This window comes from Bacillus coreaensis, assembly GCF_050586445.1.
Lineage (GTDB): Bacteria > Bacillota > Bacilli > Bacillales > Cytobacillaceae > Robertmurraya_A > Robertmurraya_A coreaensis.
In genome coordinates, this window is the sequence record NZ_JBOCCY010000032.1 from 1 (window position 1) to 1482 (window position 1482).

Below are 1482 nucleotides of genomic sequence, written 5' to 3' on the forward strand. Positions count from 1 at the left end.
ATACCGAACACGGAAGTTAAGCTTTTCAGCGCCAATGGTAGTTGAGGGTTTCCCTCTGTGAGAGTAGGACGTCGCCAGGCACCTGATAAAAGAGAGTAGTCAATATGACTGCTCTCTTTTTTTATATAATTTTTTTCGCGGAAGTTTACTTCTTTAGTCATTTCCTATAAGATGTAAGTAATACCAAGTCTGATTGATTGGAGTGATATAGTTGCAAGAAACTAATGTTCTAGCTCAGTTTACAGAATGGCTTAAACAAGTAGGGAAATCACCTAGTACGGTCACAACATATCAACGTGAAATTCAAAAATATCAAGACTGGCTTCAACAATATTCGATTTATTTAGAGGACATAACACAAAACGATGTACAATCATATGTTTCTTTTTTAGAGCAGCAGGGGAAAAGTCCAGTAACTATTGATAAAATACTTGGAGCGATTCGTACCTTTGCAAAATTTTTGAAGAAACCTGATATCATCATTGATATAACTGTGGTTCCCGTAGAGAAAAAAGACGAAATTGAAGTGTTAACCACTTTTGAAAGTGACCAACTTGTCCGTGAAGTAAAAAAGGATGGACATAATAGAAACATTGCTATTGTCTATTTATTGCTTCATACGGGTATTAGAGTGTCAGAATTATGTTCTCTAAATAAGTCTGATATTGATTTCGAAAGAAATCTAGTGTTAGTTAAACATAACTCTACTGGTGAAGGTAGAGTGATACCATTATCTGATGAAGCAAGAGCTTATCTGGAGAATCATATAGAATTAAATCGTATCGAAGATGCTTTGTTTGTTTCCAAGTCCAACGAACGACTTACTGAGAGATCGGTTCAGTATATGCTTAAAAAGTATCAAGTGAATCCTCACAAATTAAGGCATACCTTTTGTCAGCGACTTGTTGATAAAGGAGTTGCATTAGAAATAGTATCTGAATTAGCAGGTCACAAAGACATTAATGTAACAAAAAGGTATGCAAAATCTCGAATGAAACAACTAGAGTTAGAAAAGGCGATTCAGAATACTTTTTCTAAAGATACACTAGGTTAGGTTGTTTAAAATATCGGTTCTGTAATTAAAAGCCATGTACGAGTGTACATGGCTTTTAATAATTCTTAACAAAAAGTTGTTGTATAATGTATAGGAATTATGTAAAATATAATTCTTGGCTTCAAAACGGTGAAGCCACTTATAAAAATAATTTTAAAACAGAAGTTGACTTCTGCGAATCAAGATGATATAGTAATACATGTAGCCGACAACAACGACTTGAAAAAAACTTTCAAAAAAGTTTTTCGTAGAAGTTGACAATGGTGAAATGATATAGTAAGATAATCAAGTGCTTAATTGAACCTTGAAAACTGAACAAGACAATAACAAACGTCAACGTTTTAACTAAGTTTTAAACTTTAAGAGCTAATCTTACTCTTTATTGGAGAGTTTGATCCTGGCTCAGGACGAACGCTGGCGGCGTGCCT

At 34.1% G+C, this 1482-nt stretch carries 1 protein-coding gene and 1 rRNA gene; both read left to right on the forward strand.

Translation table 11 applies throughout. The annotated features are described in order from the left end of the window. Window positions 1–80 (forward strand): 5S ribosomal RNA (rrf, locus tag ACQ5H4_RS23270); the annotation flags it as partial. A gap of 131 nt (window positions 81–211) precedes the next feature. Continuing rightward, the gene (locus ACQ5H4_RS23275) at window positions 212–1054 is read left to right on the forward strand and encodes a tyrosine-type recombinase/integrase (protein WP_430777223.1); all 843 of its coding nucleotides are present in this window, start codon (window positions 212–214) and stop codon (window positions 1052–1054) included. The last annotated feature ends 428 nt before the right edge of the window (window positions 1055–1482 follow it).